Origin of the sequence: Flavobacterium mesophilum, from assembly GCF_039581405.1 — a bacterium.
Classification (GTDB): Bacteria; Bacteroidota; Bacteroidia; order Flavobacteriales; family Flavobacteriaceae; genus Flavobacterium.
This window is the reverse complement of sequence record NZ_JBCPXZ010000007.1, coordinates 132,499-145,379: the sequence shown is the minus strand read 5'-3', so window position 1 is coordinate 145,379 and position 12,881 is coordinate 132,499. Positions and strand designations below refer to the sequence as shown.

The following is a 12,881-nucleotide window of genomic DNA, read 5'->3' as shown; positions in this document are numbered from 1 at the left end:
TTTTTTTATCACTTGCTTCATAGAAATTATTAATGAATTTGAGATCAAAATCTAAGTATAAATTTAATGATACTAATTTGTTTCATTTTTAAAATCTCAAATTTTAAATATTTGAAAATAAAAAATATTTTTCTTCAAATATTGGATTTCTGTGCAAATAGATTTTTTGTTCAAAAAAACGATTCTGACCAGATGTTCAAATTTTCCATATTTTCAAATGAAAAATATTTTTTCTCAAATATTGGAATTTTGGACGACCGAATTTTTTAGAATCAAAAAAGCATCACGTATGTGTGATGCTTCAAATTTCTCATATTTGAAAATTTTTTATAATTTTTTCAAATAAACAGATTTTCCGTTAAGTGAAATTTCAATCTGATTTAGTTTCTCTGAAAATGTTGTTCGCAAAACATTTCCATTAAAAAGTTCAACATCTCCATGAACTTTTCCAGTTTCGTCTGAAACATATTCAAATAATAATTTTTTGTTTCCAGGATTAATTCCCAGTTTGTAGCTTGAAAATTTTGTTCCCTTTAAATCAAAATCTTGTTGTGTGTCTATAATATTTCCATCCGCATAAAAATTGGTAACGGTTTTGCTGAGCGTGATATCCGGATAATACTGATTTACTTTTTTAAGAAGTTCGTATTGTGCCGCATTTGCATCTTCAATTTTTGATGTGATGGTTTGGGCAAATGAAACTGACGAAAATAGAATCGCTAATAATAAGATGTACTTTTTCATAATTTTTTAAAATTTTTGATTAATAAATCTGTTATGCAAATTTTATAAGCCTGAAAGAATATAATTCATTATAAATTCTTCTTAAAGGCACTACAAGTTATGAAAACTCTACCTTTGCAGAAAATTTATTACAGTTTTTTAAGAAAATGACAACAAAAAAATACATTAAACTGATTCTTATTTTAGGTTCTTTAACAGCACTTGGTCCTTTTTCAATCGATATGTATCTGCCTGGTTTCTCAGATATTGCAAAGGATTTGAATACAACTGTTGCAAAAGTTTCGATGAGTTTGTCGAGTTATTTCATTGGAATTTCTGCTGGACAATTATTGTACGGACCGCTTTTAGATCGTTTTGGACGTAAAAAACCTTTATTTATTGGGCTTTTGGTTTACATTTTAGCTTCTTTAGGCTGTATTTATGTTGCTGATATTGATTCTTTTATCTTTTTGCGTTTTGTTCAAGCCATCGGTAGTTGTGCTGCAACGGTAGCTTCTGTCGCAATGGTTCGTGATTTATTTCCTGTAAAAGATATTCCTAAAGTTTTTTCATTGTTAATGCTTGTGGTTGGGCTTTCTCCGATGTTGGCGCCAACAATTGGAGGTTATGTAACTGAAGATTTCGGATGGCATATCGTATTTTTTATTTTGATGTGCATGGGGATTTTTATTTTATTAGCATCACAAATTGGATTGCCAAATACGTATCAACCCGATTTAACAGTGTCATTGAAGCCAAAACCGATTTTGACCAATTTCATAAAAGTCTTGAAAGAGCCTCAATTTTACACCTATGCATTTACTGGTGCAATTGCTTTTTCTGGACTATTTTCATACGTAGCGGCCTCTCCTATCATTTTTATGGATATTTACCACGTTGACGGAAAAACCTACGGATGGATTTTTGCTTTCATGTCAGTAAGTTTTATCGGTTCAAGTCAGTTAAATTCGATTTTATTAAAGAAATTTTCAAGCGAGCAAATGATTTTTGGTGCTTTAATTTCTCAGTCCGTTATCAGTATCATTTTCTTGATTTTAGCTTTAAATGATCTTTTAGGATTATACGAAACAATCGGAATGCTGTTTTTGTTTTTGGCTTGTTTAGGAATTTCAAATCCAAATACCGCTGGACTTACTTTGGCGCCATTTGCTAAAAACACCGGAAGTGCGTCAGCATTAATGGGGGCAATTCAGCTAGGTTTGGGAGCTTTAGCATCTTTTGCAATTGGTATTTTTGTGAAAGATTCTGTTGCGCCTATGGTTGCTATTATGACGGTAACGACAATTACGGCTTTTGTAATTCTAAATGTTGGAAAGCGTTTCATCAAACATAAAGTAGAATTAGGCGTGGAAAATGATACTGTAGTTGTTCATTAATTGAATGCTTGTAACCATCTAAAAATCAATATTTACTGTTTTTGCATCTTTAAATTCATTAATTTTATAGTACATAAAAATTAATGGAATCCAGAGACCATTTTGAAAACGGGGCGAAACCGAAAAGCCACATGAGTAGGGTTAAATTTCGAATTATTATGCCGAAGTATGTTATTGAAAGGGAAATCCCAAATGCAGGTGAACTTACAACTGATCAACTAAAAAGTATTTCGCAGACTTCTTGTGGTATACTTAATCAATTAGGAACGCAAATTCAATGGTTAAATAGCTATATTACAAATGATAAGCTTTATTGTATTTACATAGCGCCAAATAAAGACATGGTTTATGAACATGCTAAATTAGGCGGATTTCCCGCGAATTCAGTAAATGAAGTTGTGGGAATAATTGACCCAACGACTGCTGAGTAAACTATTAAAGTGACAAAGGGACAAAGTAACAGAGAGACAAAGGTTCTAAATACAAAAGCCAAAATCATTAGATTTTGGCTTTTGTATTTTAAAATTCAGATAACTTTAAAGTTTGGAATTTAAAAAATTGGAATTTATTTTCTTTATTCCGCAGACTGTCTTTTATCTGGTCTGATGATCATTCTAAGGGATTGATCTCTTGCAAAATATGCGACCATCCAGTTCCAGAATGTATTTAATCGGTTTCTATAAGTTATCAAAGAAATCAAGTGAATAAACAACCAAATAACCCAAGCAAAGAATCCATTGAAATGCCATTTTGGACTTGGTAAATCTACTACGGCTTTCGCTCTTCCTATAATGGCCATAGAGCCTTTGTCATGATAAGCAAAAGGTTTCAATTGTTTTCCAGCAGCCATATTCATGAAGTTTTTTGCCAAGTTTATTCCTTGCTGAATGGCTACCTGTGCGACTTGCGGATGTCCGTCAGGGAAATTTTTATCTCCGGCTAAAATTGCTGTGTCGCCAATTGCATAGATATTTTCTAAACCGTTTACTTTATTGTATTGATCAGTCGCCATACGTTTGCCGCGTCCATAACTTTCTTTCGGAATTCCGTCAAAAAGTTTTGCAGATACTCCAGCTGCCCAAATTAAGTTTTTGGTTTTGATGGTTTCACCATTATCAAAATATACGGTATCATCAACATAATCAGTTACACGTTTGTTTAATTTTACCACAACGCCAAGATCTGTCAATGCTTTCAGAGTGTCTTTTTGCGAAGCCTCGCTCATTGGCGCAAGCAATGCATCTCCTCCATCGACTAAATAAACATTGCTGGCAGAGGTGTCTAATTCTGGGTATTCTTTAAGTAGAATACTTTTTCTCATTTCAGCAAACATTCCAGAAACTTCCACTCCGGTTGGCCCCCCTCCTGCTACTACAATTGTCAATAATTTACGACGTTTGCGCATGTCTTTGCAAATAGCAGCTTTTTCAAGGTTTTTAAGCAATGTGTTACGCATTTCGATGGCATCATTTAATGTTTTCATCGGAATGGCATTTTTCATTACGTTTTCCATGCCAAAATAACTTGTTTCTGCACCGGTTGCAAAAACAAGATGATCGTAGGTCAATTCACCATTATTAAGGATTATTTTATTTTCTGCTGGAACAACAGAAATCAATTCTCCTAAACGAAAATTTAGGTTCTTTTTCCCTGCAAAAAATTTTCTGAAGGGATAACTAATGCTTGACGGCTCCAAAAAAGCGGTTGCAACCTGGTATATAAGTGGTGGGAAAAAGTTGTAATTGTTTTTGTCGACAAGGGTTACTTGTATCTGAGGATGGTTGACAAGTTCTTTCGCGAGATTGATTCCTGCAAAACCGCCTCCTATAATGACTATATTCATATATGTTGTTTTTAAGTAGGCTTTAATAAAAAAATACCTTATAAATATACAACATTAATATGCAATGACAATTTCTGGATTTATTACTTTTTGAATTTTTTAACAGGTTTTTCAACTACATCGATTTTGTTTTGCAGGACATAATTAGCCAGCAATTTTTCAATCAATTCGTCTTTTGTCAAGTGATGAAAAACAGTTTTTACTTTTGTTTTTAAATCTGATGAAATGTCGTGATTTGGTTTTGTTTTAAAGATTTGTTTTGCCCATAAAAGCGTATTGTTTTCTTCTAAACTCAAAGGCGATGGTTTTTCGAATTTGGTAAATTTGATTCCTAATTCTTCTTCAAATTCAGGAATTTCAAAAACTTCTTCTTCCTGTAAAACAGTCAATGAAAGTCCTTTTGCTCCTGCTCTTGCAGTTCTTCCGCTTCGGTGCACGTAATTTTCATAGGTGTCTGGTAAATGGTAATTTACAACATAAGAAATCTCTTTAACGTCAATTCCTCTTGCAGCAAGATCAGTTGCGACTAAAATATTGATGTGTCCTTCACGGAATTGCTCCATAATTCGATCGCGAATTCCTTGAGTCAAACTTCCATGAAGTGCTCCAGATGAAAAACGATTAATTGCCAAATTTTTAGCTAATTTATTTACAGCAGCTTTAGTTTTGCAGAAAATAATACCGCGTTCACCTTCTCTTGAATTCAAGAAATGCATTAAAACATCCAATTTTTCAATTGGATCAACCACAATATATTGATGGTCGATGCCTTGATTTCCAGTAGTTTCCATGCTGGCGCTTATTTGAACGACATTTTTGTTCAAATAATTCTGAATCAGCTGTTTGATTGTTCCTGGCAAAGTTGCCGAGAATAAAAGTGTACGATGCTTTTTTGGAAGTTCAGCAATAATTTCATCCAAACTTTCTTTTAGAATAGCAACCATTTCATCGGCTTCATCTAAAACTAGATATTGTGTCTGACTTAAGTCAACAGCTTTTCTCTGAATCAAATCAATCAATCGACCCGGAGTTGCTACTACAATATGTGTAGGCTGCGTAAGACGCTCAATTTGTGGTTTGATTGGAATTCCGCCACAAGTTGCTGCAATTGAAATATTTGGGAGATGCTTTGAAAAATCTTCCAAATTCTTGAAAATTTGATGTCCAAGTTCTCTTGTTGGAACTAAAATTACCACTTGCACAACTGGCAAATCCGTTTTTACCAATTGCAACAATGGTAATCCAAAAGCAGCTGTTTTACCAGTTCCGGTTTTGGCTAAACCAACAACATCATGGTTTTCAGCTAATAAAAGCGGAATCGTTTTTTGCTGAATTTCTGTTGGTTCAACAATATTTAATTCGCCTAAAGCTTTTAAAATTGGCGCTGAAACTCCTAATGCTGAGAATTGTTTAGACATGCTTTTTTGTTTTTTTTGTTTAAGGTTTCATGTTTCAAGTTACATGTAGCCTAATAAGTTTGAAAGGAGAAATCACATTAAAATGCGATTTCTCCTCTTTAAATATAATATTTTAGATTTCAACAACTTGAAACGTGAAACCTGAAACTTTGAATTTTTTCTAAACCAAAAATCAATCCGGTTCGTTCATGATTTTTTCACGGTATTTTTTACCGATTAATAAAGTCATATTCTTTTTATAATCGTCAACCAGCCATTCGCGGTAGTTTTTACTGCATTGGCTCAAACATTTCGCATAGCGCTTGATTCGGCATTCAATATCATCGTCTAATTCTTTTGCCAATAATTTAGCTTCTTGCAAAGTTTCTGTATTATCAACGCACATTGAAGCATGCTGTTCTAATGATTTATCCAATACAATTTTTGAGCGTAAATTTTGTTTGATAGCTAACTTGTGCTCTTCATCAACATCAAAAGTAACATCGGCAGTTTTGCTGAATTTTGCTCTTAATTCAGGCGGCATGCTGTATTTGAAAAACATTTCGATTTCAGTATCATCTCTAAGATTTTCAAGATAAAACTCAGGAGATTTGAAAATATGTTGCCAGTTTACAGGCTCGCTCCATAATCCAAAACGAGCGGCGTTATTTCCTAAATCAATTACTGTAAATTCATCTTTTCCAGGTAATTTACGTGATCCACGACCAATCATCTGGAAATATAAAGTCAACGATTTTGTTGCTCTGTTCAAAATAATCGTTTCAACCGTTGGTTCGTCAAAACCAGTTGTCAAGATTCCGACAGAAGTCAAAATCGCATCTGGAGTTTTCTTAAACCATTGCAAAATATCTTTACGCTCTTCAGAACTACTAGTGTTATCAAGATGTCTGATATCATAACCAGCTTCTCTAAAAGTATCGTACACATATAATGATGTATGAATACCATTATTGAAAATCAAAGTCTTTTTACCTAAAGAACGCTCTGTATAAGCATGAAGCAGTTTTTCTTGCATCATGGTATTCGTATACAAATCATCAGAAGATTTTACGGTATAATCTCCATTGATCCCTACTTTTAATGATGTCAAACCAACATCATAACTATAAGTAGTTGCTCTTGCCAAAAATCCTTTATCAATCAATGAACCAATAGTATCTCCAACTATAAGTTCGTCGTAGCTCTGGTGCATTGGCAATTTTATATTTGAACTCAACGGCGTTGCAGTTACCCCAAGAATAAAAGCATTTTTGAATGAGTTTAATAATTTTCGGAATGAATTGTAGTGCGCCTCATCAATAATAACCAAACCGATGTTGTCAAGATGCAATTTTTCATCATTGATACGGTTTTTCAAAGTCTCAACCATTGCCACAAAACAAGAATAATCATTTTGGTCAGGAAGCTCCTTAACTTTACTGTTGATTATTTTATTGCTTACGCCAAAGCCTTTGAGCATTTTTGACGTTTGTTTGCAAAGTTCGATACGGTGTGTTAAAACAACCACTTTTTTGTCATTATTAGATAAATAACGACGTACAATTTCTGAGAATATTACGGTTTTTCCCCCACCAGTAGGCAATTGGTATAGCAAATGATGTTTTGGAGGAGCATTGTCTAAGCGGTCAAAAATGGCATCAATATCACCTTTTTGGTACGCATAAAGTTCTTTTTTCTCTTCTCTTTCTATTTCTAAAGTGTTTTGAGACATTGTTTATTTTTGGATTTTTGCAAAAATACACCGAAAAAACAGTTATTCATCGTTATTTAACCTAAAATAAATGTTTTTTTTAAATAAAGATTTTTTATGAGAAGTGCATTTAGAGGTCAATTTTGTCCAAAATAGCCTCAAAGTCGTATCTATTTTTCCATTTTTGTTGAACAGTTTCATCATAAATTGCAAGAATTCTTGCTTTATAGTCAAACAAAATTCCGTTTGAAATTAAAAAATTGACTGCTTGTACAAATGAATTAAACATGCTTTTGTAAAACAATTCTTGCTTAATAAGATTTTTCGAAGAATAAGTTTGTGCAATTTCAATATTATACAACATCAAATCGGCGATAATAAATGAATCGACGCCAAGTGAAATGAAATGCTTGATGATTTTTTGAGCAACTGACCGACGCATTTTTGCCTTTGGGCGCCATTTTGCTCCCGGCTTTTTTATCGGGAAATATTCATGTGAAATCTTAACCTTTGATTCTTGTAAAAGTTTGTCTTCTTTTGGGTTGAAAACAAAATCGTAATAGACTTTTACAGGTGCGAATTTTTCATATAACTCGATCAATTGTTCTTCGAGTTGTTCTTTGCTTAATTCGGCTAAATATTTTTTTAAATCGCGTTTGCTCATACAGTAAAGATAATTTTCAATTTTTGAAATTCCAAATTCCAATTTTTACAGGTTTCAACTTATTTTATTTTGATTTTTTAAATTCTAAAATCAATCCAGAATACTTAATTTTGCTGGCATAAAACCTAAAAAAAATATATACATGCTCAAGATTTTCAAAGTTACTGCCATTTTAGAAGGAATCTCTTATTTAGTATTATTTGCTAATATGTTGATTATCAAAAACAATAATCCTGAACTTTATCATACACTATTGCGTCCGTTGGGAATGACACATGGCGTTTTATTCATTGGTTATATTGTTCTTGCTTTTTTATTGAAAAAATCAATGAACTGGGATTTAAAAACCTTCGGAATCATTCTGGTTGCTTCACTTATTCCATTCGGAACATTTTATATTGAGAAAAAATATTTAGAAAATAATGCATAAGCTTTTGGATAAAATATTCAATTTTTTATATCCGATTTTCAGAGATTGGGGAATGAGTCGCAACGTCGCGTCTTATACCAGTCTTGTTTTAAATATTGCCATTTTGGTGGCATTAGCTTATATCATATATTATATTGCCAAATTTGTTTTAGTGACTTTGACTGCGATTTTTGCGCAACGCACCAAAACCAAATTTGACGATTATTTAATTCAGAATAAAACTACGCGATATACGGCTTATTTAATTCCGTTTTTCTTTATTTACAAAGCAGTTCCGGTTATTTTAGATAAATACGAATATTGGGAATCCATGTTCGGGAAAATTGTTGGGATTTATATTGTTTTGTTGGGATTATGGATTGTAAGAACTGTTTTTAATTCCTTACGCGATTATTTAAAGCAAAAACCAGAATATAGCGACAAGCCAATTGACAGCTTTGTTCAGGTTATTATGATTGTGCTTTGGATTTTTGGAGTTGCCATGATTATTTCGACTTTATTCGGAATCAAAAAAGGCGAATTATTGACAATTCTTGGAACGCTTTCGGCAATTATTATTTTGATTTTCAGAGATACAATTCTTGGATTTGTTTCGAGTGTCCAAGTGGCGATCAACGATATGGTTCGTATTGGAGACTGGATCACAATGGATAAATTTGGTGCAGATGGTGATGTAATCGAAATCAATTTGACGACCGTTAAAGTTCGAAATTTTGATAATACGATTACAACGATTCCAACGTATGCTTTAAGTTCTGATTCTTTTCAAAACTGGCGCGGGATGCAGAAATCTGCTGGACGCCGAATTAAAAGACATGTTTTGATCAAAAGCAGCACGATTCGCTTTTTGACTGATGAAGACTTGGTTCAAATGAGAAAAGTGCAATTGATTTCTTCTTATATTGAATCAAGACAAGCTGAAATTGAAAAATATAATGATTTAAGAAGTGTTGATAAAACGCTGGCCTTAAACGGAAGAAACATGACCAATTTAGGTTTGTTCCGAAAATATATTATACAATATCTTGTAACACATCCAGGATTGAATAAAGACATGCATATTATGTGTCGTCAATTGCAATCAACTGCACACGGAGTTCCGTTAGAAATTTATGCTTTTTCAAGTGATAAACGTTGGGCAAATTACGAATACATCATGGCCGATATTTTTGACCACGTCATGGCATCTGTAGAATATTTTGATCTTGAAATATTTGAACTGCCTTCGAAGATTGGAAGTTTGGAATAAAAATTTTTGTTTCAGGTTTCAAGTTATTTAACCGCAAAGTACGCAAAGAATTACGCAAGGTTCGCAAAGGTTTTTACACAAAGCTTTGCGAACTTTTTAGCATATTAAACCTTGCGTGCTTTGTGTTAAAATACACAAGTTCAAGCAACCTGAAACCTGAAACTTGAAACTTGAAACCTGAAACTTGAAACTTTTTTTACAGCCTATTTTTCAATCTTTTCGAAAACAAAATTTGAATTGTCATATTCAATTGGAACGCCCGGAATGAAACACGGAAGATTAAAATAAGTACCGATAACGCCAGTTCCTAAATAAAGTTTGTCTTTCTTTTTCAATAAGGCAATCGGAATTCTTTTCCAGCTTCCTCCATTGGAAATAAAATGATAATCACCTCTCAGGGTATCTCCTCGCAAATCCCCTCTTACATCGCCAGAATCTTTTCCAATTTGATGATACAAGATTTCATAACTTCCAAAAAAGCGTTTGTCATTTATGTTAATCGTCAATATTGCGGTATCTTTTTGATGAATGGCGCGATAGGTGAATTTTTGATACTCTTCTTTGTTTTCTTTAGAATTACACGAAATGATCATGGTCAAAACGGATAAAAGAAAAATGAAGGATGTTTTGGACATAATAAAATTGTTTGCTTTTTTGTTCATTACTTAAACAAAAATAGAATATTTTGTATTTGATTTTTTCCTAAATTTAAAGAAAAAACATGGAAGACAGAGATAATTTTTTGAGAGAATTTAGAGGTGAAACTTTAGGAACCGTTAGTGCTCAGTCTTCAGCAGATGAGTTGTTCCAAAATCAAACCATCAGACCTATTTTAAAACTGCAGAATGATTTGTTCATTGCCGTTTTTATAAACTACATCAATAAAAACAAAGCCGATTTTTATTCCTACTCGGTTGAAAAGAAACTCCAGACAATCGAAAACTCCATTCAAAAAGACATAAAATTCCGAAATTCTTTAAAAGGAATTGTCATGGCGCTTTTTACGCTTGAAGAATATGAAACGTATATTCAAAATTCGTCAAGCTTAAATAAACGCATGATGAATTTATTAATTGATCGCTTGAAAAACCAAGTGCAGTTGTTTGAGGTTGAAACAAAGTTATAATGAGTAAATATTTATAATGGCAAAAAAAAACTTTGTTCTAGAGTTTAGTACTTCATATGGGCAATTTTATCTTAATGATAAAGATTATACTGGAGATACAAGTTCTGAAAGTTTTTGGTCTCAGCAGGCCTTTGATGATAAACTGGCATTAGAAAATGGAATCTTAGGTGTTTCATTACAAAATGATGTAGGAATTGTAAAATGTGAATTAGATATCTTAGATTCAAAGTCATTATTTGATTTTCCTAAATGCGACCATGTAGTTGAGGCAGGATTAGAAATAAGATCTGGAATTATTCAAGTTACAGACTGTCCTTCTTTGGATGTTATATTGGAAATTCCGATTTCAAATGGAGATTATAGAGTTAGAGTCTATTTTTTCAATATTGGATCAGGATATGACGAGAATCCACAGGATTATTATAAAATTGAAATATGGAAAGAGGCTTTTTCGGATAGAACCGTATTAAAGAATTACCAAGAATAAAAAAAGGTTTGACAAGTTAAACTGTCAAACCTTTTTAATGTTAACATTAAAATTTTTTTACTCCTCCGCCAACATCAATTCCTTAATATATTTTACTGGAGCGCTTCCAAAACTCAAGAATTTCTCATGAAATTTTTTCAAATTAAACTTGTCACCTTCTTTAGTTTTAAGTTCTTCTCTTAAATTGTAAATTTCAGTATATCCTGTAAAATAAGAGCACAATTGAACTTGAGATAAAGTGACGCGTTTCCACTTCCCTTCTGCTTCAGCTTGTTGCTGAAAAGCTTCTCTGGTAAGCAAAATCATAGCATCTTCTTTAGACATATCTTTTGTGTGAACGCTGTTATCTAAAATCGTGTTGCAAGTGGTTCTCAAATTCCATTTGTAATACATCAACCACATTTCATCAGAATTTTTATAACCGCTTTCCAGCATCATTTTTTCTGCGTAAACTGCCCAACCTTCAACCATTGCACCATTTCCTAAAATAGATTTGATAATGCTCGGCGATTGATTGCTATAAACTAATTGCGTGTAATGTCCTGGAATGGCTTCGTGAATGTTTAAAATTTGAAGAATATAATCGTTGTATTCTCTTAAATAACTTTCGGCATTTTCAGCCGTCCATCCCGACATGCTTCCAACATTATAGTACGTATTTGCATTTTTGTCGTAAGGCCCAGGAGCTGAAATCGATGCGCCCGCAACGCCCGCCATATATGCTGGTTCTTTACGAACAACCAAAGGTTTTGACGGATCGATATACAATAAATCTTTAGCTTTTACATAAGCTGTTAGCTCTGGAATTTGTTTTTCAATTTCAGATTGGAATTTCTCAGGTGTTGTATGATGCAATGAAATTTTATCAATGACTTGTTTGATTAAATCGAGTTTGTCAGCAGGTTTTGGCGCATTTCCGTTGTATTTTTTCCAAAGTTTATCTGCTAAAACAAACATTTTATCGTGAAGGTCGTTTTTATGATCTACAGCAATTTTATAAATCTCATCAGCAGAATAGCTTGATTGGATATCAAAGTTGAATTTCTTTGCATATAAATCAGCGCCAAGTCTAAAAGAACGAGGTGTTTTGTTCGGCATATTTTTAAGCCATTCTGCATAATCTCTAATTGCTTTTACGGAAACTTTGGCTTTATTTTGAATTTCTTTTTTCTCGGTTTCGCTTAGTTTGCTTTTGCTTAAAGCAGCATTTAAATCGTCTTCGAAAACAGTTGATCCACCAATGTTTTGCGAAATTGCAAGATCTGTGTGTTCAATAGTTGGGTTTTTAATGTTCTTTTTCGCTGCTTCGTAATAAGCTGGGATATTATTCATTTTGACGTTAAAAGCGCGAAGACGAACTTCTAAAGAATCATAGTTACCGTTTAAAATTTCAGCGAAAGCGCCACAAACGTTATATTCTGCGGGATTCCATTCAGATGATTTTAATTCGTTTATGCTGAAAATTGTACCTTCAAGCTGATTTTTAATCATTTGAAAGTCGGTTTTATTGTTGTCTGAAAGACTTTCAATATCGTAATGTTTTAAAGAATCTAATTGAGCATTAGCAAAATCAAGTTCAGTCTTTCTGGCATTTGCGTCTGGTACAATTAAAACACTATCTAATTTATGATATCCTACCCCAGAAGCCCAGCCTGGATAAATTTTCCATAAATCAGTGACAAAATTGTCTTTATACTTGTCAAACTTTTGATCTAAAGCTTTGTCAACAGTTGTTTTGCCGTTTTTATTGCAGGAAATAAGCAACGAAACAGCAATAATAGGAATAAACAGTTTTTTCATAGTTTGGGTTTAAGTTGGATTTAAAGATAGAAAAAATGTTCTTTCTTCAAAACA

General features: G+C 32.9%; 13 protein-coding genes. 6 read left to right on the top strand and 7 right to left on the bottom strand.

Features of this window, described 5'->3' with window-relative positions; genetic code table 11:
* Positions 1–327 precede the first annotated feature (327 nt).
* Positions 328–744, bottom strand: coding sequence for a hypothetical protein (locus tag AAYQ19_RS19775; protein ID WP_343538705.1), 417 nt, complete (start codon positions 742–744; stop codon positions 328–330).
* 146 nt (positions 745–890) lie between these two features.
* Here AAYQ19_RS19775 and AAYQ19_RS19770 point away from each other — a divergent pair, with 146 nt between their 5' ends.
* Both AAYQ19_RS19770 and AAYQ19_RS19765 read left to right on the top strand, forming a co-directional pair.
* On the top strand, positions 891–2,120 hold the full coding sequence (locus AAYQ19_RS19770) for a multidrug effflux MFS transporter (RefSeq protein WP_343538704.1): 1,230 nt from the start codon (positions 891–893) through the stop codon (positions 2,118–2,120).
* A gap of 158 nt (positions 2,121–2,278) precedes the next feature.
* Complete coding sequence (locus tag AAYQ19_RS19765; protein WP_343538703.1) at positions 2,279–2,551, top strand: DUF4242 domain-containing protein; 273 nt, start codon at positions 2,279–2,281, stop codon at positions 2,549–2,551.
* A 143-nt stretch (positions 2,552–2,694) separates the two neighbouring features.
* Here AAYQ19_RS19765 and AAYQ19_RS19760 read toward each other — a convergent pair whose 3' ends face one another.
* The 4 genes from AAYQ19_RS19760 to AAYQ19_RS19745 all read right to left on the bottom strand — a co-directional run bounded on the left by AAYQ19_RS19760 (position 2,695) and on the right by AAYQ19_RS19745 (position 7,735).
* Entirely contained in the window at positions 2,695–3,963 is a 1,269-nt protein-coding gene (locus tag AAYQ19_RS19760) for an NAD(P)/FAD-dependent oxidoreductase (RefSeq protein WP_343538702.1), read from the bottom strand.
* Between the two features lie 83 nt (positions 3,964–4,046).
* Positions 4,047–5,381 (bottom strand): DEAD/DEAH box helicase, encoded by a 1,335-nt coding sequence (locus AAYQ19_RS19755; protein ID WP_343538701.1) that lies wholly within the window; start codon positions 5,379–5,381, stop codon positions 4,047–4,049.
* 172 nt (positions 5,382–5,553) lie between these two features.
* Positions 5,554–7,092 carry a DEAD/DEAH box helicase gene (locus tag AAYQ19_RS19750; RefSeq protein ID WP_343538700.1) on the bottom strand — a complete coding sequence of 513 codons (1,539 nt, stop codon included), beginning with the start codon at positions 7,090–7,092 and terminating at the stop codon, positions 5,554–5,556.
* Between the two features lie 109 nt (positions 7,093–7,201).
* Positions 7,202–7,735, bottom strand: a complete 534-nt coding sequence (locus AAYQ19_RS19745) for a DUF6155 family protein (protein ID WP_343538699.1) — start codon at positions 7,733–7,735, stop codon at positions 7,202–7,204.
* A gap of 142 nt (positions 7,736–7,877) precedes the next feature.
* Between AAYQ19_RS19745 and AAYQ19_RS19740 the strand changes: the two genes are divergently transcribed.
* On the top strand, positions 7,878–8,165 hold the full coding sequence (locus AAYQ19_RS19740; protein WP_343538697.1) for a DUF3817 domain-containing protein: 288 nt from the start codon (positions 7,878–7,880) through the stop codon (positions 8,163–8,165).
* Positions 8,158–9,414, top strand: a complete 1,257-nt coding sequence (locus AAYQ19_RS19735) for a mechanosensitive ion channel family protein (RefSeq protein ID WP_343538696.1) — start codon at positions 8,158–8,160, stop codon at positions 9,412–9,414. The genes AAYQ19_RS19740 and AAYQ19_RS19735 overlap by 8 nt, the downstream gene beginning before the upstream one ends.
* A 203-nt stretch (positions 9,415–9,617) precedes the next feature.
* Here the strand turns inward: AAYQ19_RS19735 and AAYQ19_RS19730 are convergent, their stop codons facing one another.
* A complete protein-coding gene (locus AAYQ19_RS19730) occupies positions 9,618–10,049 on the bottom strand; it encodes a hypothetical protein (RefSeq protein WP_343538695.1) in 432 nt (143 codons plus the stop codon).
* An 86-nt stretch (positions 10,050–10,135) separates the two neighbouring features.
* On the opposite strand from AAYQ19_RS19730, the gene AAYQ19_RS19725 reads away from it, so the two are divergent.
* Positions 10,136–10,540, top strand: coding sequence for a glyoxalase (locus AAYQ19_RS19725; RefSeq protein ID WP_343538694.1), 405 nt, complete (start codon positions 10,136–10,138; stop codon positions 10,538–10,540).
* Between the two features lie 16 nt (positions 10,541–10,556).
* Complete coding sequence (locus tag AAYQ19_RS19720; RefSeq protein WP_343538692.1) at positions 10,557–11,027, top strand: hypothetical protein; 471 nt, start codon at positions 10,557–10,559, stop codon at positions 11,025–11,027.
* A 57-nt stretch (positions 11,028–11,084) separates the two neighbouring features.
* Here AAYQ19_RS19720 and AAYQ19_RS19715 read toward each other — a convergent pair whose 3' ends face one another.
* The gene (locus tag AAYQ19_RS19715; protein ID WP_343538690.1) at positions 11,085–12,827 is read right to left on the bottom strand and encodes a DUF885 domain-containing protein; all 1,743 of its coding nucleotides are present in this window, start codon (positions 12,825–12,827) and stop codon (positions 11,085–11,087) included.
* Positions 12,828–12,881 lie beyond the last annotated feature (54 nt).

Excerpts from the sequence above, each read along its gene's own strand:
- AAYQ19_RS19775 (WP_343538705.1), bottom strand. The coding sequence starts at position 744 with ATGAAAAAGTACATCTTATTATTAGCGATTCTATTTTCGTCAGTTTCA.
- AAYQ19_RS19770 (WP_343538704.1), top strand. The coding sequence starts at position 891 with ATGACAACAAAAAAATACATTAAACTGATTCTTATTTTAGGTTCTTTA.
- AAYQ19_RS19765 (WP_343538703.1), top strand. The coding sequence starts at position 2,279 with ATGCCGAAGTATGTTATTGAAAGGGAAATCCCAAATGCAGGTGAACTT.
- AAYQ19_RS19760 (WP_343538702.1), bottom strand. The coding sequence starts at position 3,963 with ATGAATATAGTCATTATAGGAGGCGGTTTTGCAGGAATCAATCTCGCG.
- AAYQ19_RS19755 (WP_343538701.1), bottom strand. The coding sequence starts at position 5,381 with ATGTCTAAACAATTCTCAGCATTAGGAGTTTCAGCGCCAATTTTAAAA.
- AAYQ19_RS19750 (WP_343538700.1), bottom strand. The coding sequence starts at position 7,092 with ATGTCTCAAAACACTTTAGAAATAGAAAGAGAAGAGAAAAAAGAACTT.
- AAYQ19_RS19745 (WP_343538699.1), bottom strand. The coding sequence starts at position 7,735 with ATGAGCAAACGCGATTTAAAAAAATATTTAGCCGAATTAAGCAAAGAA.
- AAYQ19_RS19740 (WP_343538697.1), top strand. The coding sequence starts at position 7,878 with ATGCTCAAGATTTTCAAAGTTACTGCCATTTTAGAAGGAATCTCTTAT.
- AAYQ19_RS19735 (WP_343538696.1), top strand. The coding sequence starts at position 8,158 with ATGCATAAGCTTTTGGATAAAATATTCAATTTTTTATATCCGATTTTC.
- AAYQ19_RS19730 (WP_343538695.1), bottom strand. The coding sequence starts at position 10,049 with ATGTCCAAAACATCCTTCATTTTTCTTTTATCCGTTTTGACCATGATC.
- AAYQ19_RS19725 (WP_343538694.1), top strand. The coding sequence starts at position 10,136 with ATGGAAGACAGAGATAATTTTTTGAGAGAATTTAGAGGTGAAACTTTA.
- AAYQ19_RS19720 (WP_343538692.1), top strand. The coding sequence starts at position 10,557 with ATGGCAAAAAAAAACTTTGTTCTAGAGTTTAGTACTTCATATGGGCAA.
- AAYQ19_RS19715 (WP_343538690.1), bottom strand. The coding sequence starts at position 12,827 with ATGAAAAAACTGTTTATTCCTATTATTGCTGTTTCGTTGCTTATTTCC.